Genomic DNA, 4911 nt, shown 5'->3' with positions numbered 1-4911 from the left:
GGCGGGAAAGGCGACGAAATGAAGCCGACACGGGCAAAGCCTGCCATCTGCATCGAATAAATCGCACCACCAATGCAGCGGTAAGGCGTATTCACGTCACCGCGAATATGGGCCTCGGGCAGCATATCGGGGGTAATCGCCCCGGCCTTTGCTGCTTCTTCACCACCCAATGCGTCAAATTCACGCTTCAGATGCTTCGCCGCACGATCAACCAATTCGGTCGAATCCACCGGAGTGACGTTCCAGTAAATACGGCATTCGCCTCCAGGAGTGGCCCCCTGATAGGCATCGGAACCAGGCTCATTGCCGTTGGCATCCGTTGTCGTAACCGAAAGCAGAACATTTTCACGCTTTGCCTTTGTCGGTTCAAACTGAACAACCGGCAGTTCCATTTTGACCGTCTGGATGGCCACAGGAATGGCGATCAGGAAGACGATCAGAAGCACCAGCATGACGTCCACAAGCGGCGTCGTATTGATGTCTGACATTGGCGTGTCTTCGCCGCCGCCTCCACTACTTATTGCCATTTGCTATTCCTCTCTGACTGCTTGCGCAAAAGCCATATTCCAGGCTTGCGCATTCGAACAGGATGTAGGGCCGCCGCATAGGGCGGCCCGAACCCATTCTTACTTCTTGACAGCAGCGGCGGGAGCAGCAGCAGGCTTGGCAGCCGGAGCAGCCGAAACCGCGGGCTTAACCTTGCCGCCCGAAGTGATGTAACCGAGCACGTCGTTCGAGAAAGACGCAAGGCTACGTGCGATGGTCTTGTTACGAGCCTGGAGCCAGTTGTAGGCAAGCACCGCAGGAACCGCAACGAACAAACCGATGGCGGTCATGATCAGCGCTTCACCAACCGGACCAGCGATCTTGCCGATGTCGGCCTGACCAGCGATACCGATCTTGATCAGCGCCGAGTAGATGCCGATAACGGTACCAAGCAGACCCACGAACGGAGCGGTAGCGCCCACGGTTGCGAGGAACGCAAGGCCACCCGAAAGCTTGTTGTTGATCGATTCTTCCGAACGCGACATCGCGCCGTGCAGCCAATCATGAGCTTCTACGGGGTCGGTCAGCAGGCCGTGCTGCTTCTGAGCCGAGATGCCATCGTCTACGAGCTGACGGAACGCGCTGTTCTTGTCGAGCTTTGCAGCGCCTTCTTCAAGGCTGTTTGCACGCCAGAAACCGGCTTTCACCTGCTTAGCCTGGTTCAGAACCTTCTGCTGCTCGATCAGCTTGGTGAACATGATGTAGAAAGAGAAAACGGACATGATCACCATCACGCTGAAGATAGCCCAGCTGATCGGGCCGCCTTCATTCAGTGCGGGGATGAGGCCGAATTTTTGTGCGGCAGCGGCTTCATTCGCAGCAGCTGCAGTGAGAATTGCAATCGACATTGGTACTTCCTCTCAAATTCAAAAATCTAAGGTCATGAAAATGCCCGGCGTTAGTGCTCCCCTTCGCCGGGCCTGAAATTACTTCGGTATCTGCCAGCGCACGCGGCTCGACCACGAACCCGTCGTGGGGTTACCATTGCTGTCCAGAGCCGGTTCAAAACGACCACGACGCTGGATATTCTTGCACGTCGCGTCGTCAAGGTCGGCATGGCCGCTCGATGCAGTGACAGAGCAAGATTGCACACGACCATCAGGGCCAACCGTCACGCGGAAGCCTGTGGTGCCTTCACGCTCCTGCTGGAGGGCGCGCGACGGATAGTCGTTGGTATTAGCCCAGTTGCCCGGATTGCCTTTCGGAATCGGGTTGGGACGCTTGGCAACCGGCGGCGGCGGCGGCGGCGCGGCAGGCGCAGGCGGGGCTGCGGTCGGCACGATCGGCGCGGCCGGTGGAGGAGTATCCACAGTCCGTACGGTCGGAGGAGGCGTAACCGTTGTCACGAGCGGCGGCGGCGAGACGACGGGCGGCTCGATCTGCTTTTCCGGCTCTGGCGGTGGTTCCTCTTCAGGTGGTTCTTCTTCCTTCACGTCGACAACGTTCAGCTTTGCCTTGACCTGTTGTACCGCCTCATAAGCAAGACCGGTAACCAACGCATAGCCAAGGAAAGCGTGAAGGAGCGCGACGATGATGATCGAGACCAGGCGGCTCGAACTCATTCCATCTTGATCAGCATATGCCATGCGGAAACTACTCTCCTACTTTCCCCAAAACGCGCGGACCGCTCGGCAAGCGTCACAAAACTAGAAGCCACCCAACTGGTCAGCGCTATTGAAATCTTTTTAATCGGCTGATTCCGCCATCGTCTTAGCGAGGGCCAAAAGCACAGGCAATCCGGATTCTGCGATTCATCGGCAATTCATCGGCCTTGCCCCAATCGATTAGCATGAATAGGAATGCAAATATTCCCTACACCCCCTCAATTTGCACAGGATTTCCAAGGTGAAGACAGGATTTACCATAAAATTAGCGGTGAGCCTTGGTCTGTTGCTGGCGACACCGGCAGTCCACTCCCAAACGCAGGTGCAATCGACATTTGCTGTACCTGCACAGGGTGCTGCCTATGCGGACATAGCCGATCTGGTAACGATCTCACCGCTGATTCTTGACGCGCAGATACGCAAGGTTACGTCGCTGCCCGATACACAGACCATCGGTGTCCCCGCAAATATACAGCGGGTATTGGTTGATGCAGATGTCACTTCGCTGATCCGCGGAATCGATGGTTTCGCGGCAAAAGCACGCTTCCTGCTCGATGTTCCAAAGAACAACAAAGGCAAGATACCGAAACTGCAGAAACGCCGCTACTTCCTGTTGGGAAGCAAAGTCAGTGGTTCGCCGGGCACTATAAAGCTGTCGAAGCCCGACGCCTTGGTCGAATGGAGCCCTGCGAATGATGGCACGCTGCGCGCGATCACAAAAGAAGCAGTGCAAATTGACGCGCCGGAGGCGATAACCGGAGTATCGGGCGCATTCCACAGCCAGGGCACGGTTCTCGGTGAAGGTGAAACGCAGATATTCCTGCGCACGGCGAGCGGCCAGCCAATTTCGGTTTCGATTTTGAGCCGGCCGGGCCAGAGCAAGCGCTGGGCAGTTTCGACCGGCGATGTGATTGATGAATCGGCGATCGCACCTGCAAAAGACACTTTATTATGGTATCGCCTCGCCTGCGGCCTGCCGCGCACACTGGATGCAAGGCTGGTCGAAAGCGGTGAAGCGAAAGATATCGCATCGGCGCAGGCAGACTATCGATTTGTTATGGAGTCCTTGGGCCCATGTGGTCGCACACGAACCTTGGCTGCAGCCAGATAGAGTTCAGCGCGAAGCGCCGGGTACCCATAAAATATCACCGCCACGATCCCTGTTGATTAAGCGGCAGAGCACGAACAGATAGTCTGAAAGACGGTTCAGATAGGTCGACGCCAGCGGATTAATGGGCTCGCCCGATGCGGCTGCAACAAGCGCGCGCTCGGCGCGGCGGGTGACGGCACGGGCCAGATGCATCGCTGCCGCCGCAGCGCTGCCGCCTGGCAGGATGAAGCTAGTGAGCGGTTCGAGCTGCTCATTGGCAGTGTCGATAGCCGCTTCCAGCCAATCGACCTGCGACTGCACAATCCGCAAGCTCATCTCGCCGGGTGTGAAATCCTCACCCGGGGTTGCTATGTCGGCCCCCAGATCGAACAGATCGTTCTGAATTCGTCGCAATCCGGCGACCAGCTCGGCGTCGCCACCGTCTCGCTCCAGGGCTCCAATCGCGATCCCGAGTGTACTATTCGCTTCGTCAACCTCACCGATGGCATGCATTCGGGCATCTGCCTTTGACCGACGCGAGCCATCGACCAACCCGGTTGAGCCGTCATCCCCGGTGCGGGTATAAATCTTGTTCAGCTTGACCATATGGGCCGCATCACTTGGCGAAGGCGCCACCGATCACAATGATGGCAACCAGGGCAACCGCGATCGCCTGCCATTTGACGCGGGCAAACATCATCTCGTTCTGGCGGGCGAGCCCACGCGGAACGCCATTTTCGTCGACATCATTATGGTCCATCGTGGCAAAAGCGTGCAGCCCGCGGACAACCGCGAACACCACCATGCCCATCACGGCAAGCAAGGCAATAATCAGCAAAACGCCCATGGAAACTTCCTTAAATGCGTGACACAGCCCTATAGCTGCATCGCTTGTCCGCCCTCTAGGCTCTCGAAACGCCGATTCCAAGCGGAAGCTTCCCTTGCCGCAATTGTTCTACCAGTTCGATACCGGATATCCCCTTGGCCCGTAATTCCGACAGCGGCTGAGACAGTCTTGACTTGGCCAATTTGCTACCGTCCGCGTCGAGCAGCAGCGGGTGATGCCAATAGGATGGCTCGGGCAAGCCCAGCAGCACTTGCAGCAGCCGGTGGATAGCGGTGTAGGCAAACAGATCCATTCCGCGCACGACATGGCTGATTCCATCCGCCGCATCGTCAATCGTTGCCGCCAGATGATAGCTGGCGGGTGCATCCTTGCGCCAAAGCACAACGTCTCCGAACAACATGGGATCAGCCAATTGCTTTCCGGCTGCCAGATCGGTCCAGTTTAGTGAGCCGGCTATTTCGGTCGCAGTTTGCATATCCAGTCGCCAGTAAAAATCACCCACCCCTTCGTTGCGCCCCTTGCAGGTGCCCGGATAGACCGGCCCGTCAGGCCCGTGGCGCACGGGCTTGTCCTTCAGCGCTTCGGCAATTTCGCTGCGCGTGCACCAGCAGCGATAGACCAGACCCACATCATTCAAGCGATCCAGAGCAGCTTTATAACGGGCTATGCGGTGCGACTGGAAAACCACCTCCCCATCATGCTTCAGCCCCAGCCATTCCATATCCTCGACGATGGCATCTATATATTCCTGCCTGCTGCGGGTGCCGTCGATATCTTCGATGCGCAGCAGGAATTTCCCTCCAAAGGCGCGGGCAAAATCATGC

Annotated in this window: 7 protein-coding genes; 1 reads left to right on the top strand and 6 read right to left on the bottom strand. The window is 57.4% G+C overall.

The annotated features are described in order from the left end of the window. The 3 genes from Q0239_RS06150 to Q0239_RS06140 all read right to left on the bottom strand — a co-directional run. The coding region (locus Q0239_RS06150; protein ID WP_298599935.1) for a biopolymer transporter ExbD at positions 1-527 on the bottom strand (527 nt) is incomplete at its 3' end. A 99-nt stretch (positions 528-626) separates the two neighbouring features. Beyond that, positions 627-1394: a MotA/TolQ/ExbB proton channel family protein gene (locus tag Q0239_RS06145; protein ID WP_115547581.1), complete on the bottom strand. Its 768-nt coding sequence runs from the start codon at positions 1392-1394 to the stop codon at positions 627-629. A 78-nt stretch (positions 1395-1472) separates the two neighbouring features. After that, positions 1473-2132: an energy transducer TonB gene (locus Q0239_RS06140; RefSeq protein WP_298599928.1), complete on the bottom strand. Its 660-nt coding sequence runs from the start codon at positions 2130-2132 to the stop codon at positions 1473-1475. Between the two features lie 259 nt (positions 2133-2391). Here Q0239_RS06140 and Q0239_RS06135 point away from each other — a divergent pair, with 259 nt between their 5' ends. Further along, positions 2392-3261, top strand: a complete 870-nt coding sequence (locus tag Q0239_RS06135) for a hypothetical protein (protein WP_298599925.1) — start codon at positions 2392-2394, stop codon at positions 3259-3261. A gap of 3 nt (positions 3262-3264) precedes the next feature. On the opposite strand, the gene Q0239_RS06130 is transcribed toward Q0239_RS06135, so the two are convergent. From Q0239_RS06130 to gluQRS, 3 genes are all read right to left on the bottom strand, one after another. Next, positions 3265-3846 carry a cob(I)yrinic acid a,c-diamide adenosyltransferase gene (locus Q0239_RS06130; RefSeq protein ID WP_298599938.1) on the bottom strand — a complete coding sequence of 194 codons (582 nt, stop codon included), beginning with the start codon at positions 3844-3846 and terminating at the stop codon, positions 3265-3267. A gap of 10 nt (positions 3847-3856) precedes the next feature. Beyond that, positions 3857-4087, bottom strand: coding sequence for an HIG1 domain-containing protein (locus Q0239_RS06125; RefSeq protein WP_298599922.1), 231 nt, complete (start codon positions 4085-4087; stop codon positions 3857-3859). Positions 4088-4142: 55 nt separating this feature from the next. After that, on the bottom strand, positions 4143-4911 hold a 769-nt coding region (gene gluQRS, locus Q0239_RS06120; protein ID WP_298599919.1), incomplete at its 5' end, for a tRNA glutamyl-Q(34) synthetase GluQRS.

Source organism: uncultured Sphingorhabdus sp., from assembly GCF_937872355.1.
Lineage (GTDB): Bacteria > Pseudomonadota > Alphaproteobacteria > Sphingomonadales > Sphingomonadaceae > Sphingorhabdus_B.
The sequence above is the reverse complement of the archived record's forward strand: the minus strand, read 5'-3'. Positions and strand labels throughout refer to the sequence as shown.

Coding starts and splice junctions, on each gene's coding strand:
- Q0239_RS06140 (WP_298599928.1), bottom strand. CDS start 2,132: ATGGCATATGCTGATCAAGATGGAATGAGTTCGAGCCGCCTGGTCTCG.
- Q0239_RS06130 (WP_298599938.1), bottom strand. CDS start 3,846: ATGGTCAAGCTGAACAAGATTTATACCCGCACCGGGGATGACGGCTCA.
- Q0239_RS06125 (WP_298599922.1), bottom strand. CDS start 4,087: ATGGGCGTTTTGCTGATTATTGCCTTGCTTGCCGTGATGGGCATGGTG.
- Q0239_RS06145 (WP_115547581.1), bottom strand. CDS start 1,394: ATGTCGATTGCAATTCTCACTGCAGCTGCTGCGAATGAAGCCGCTGCC.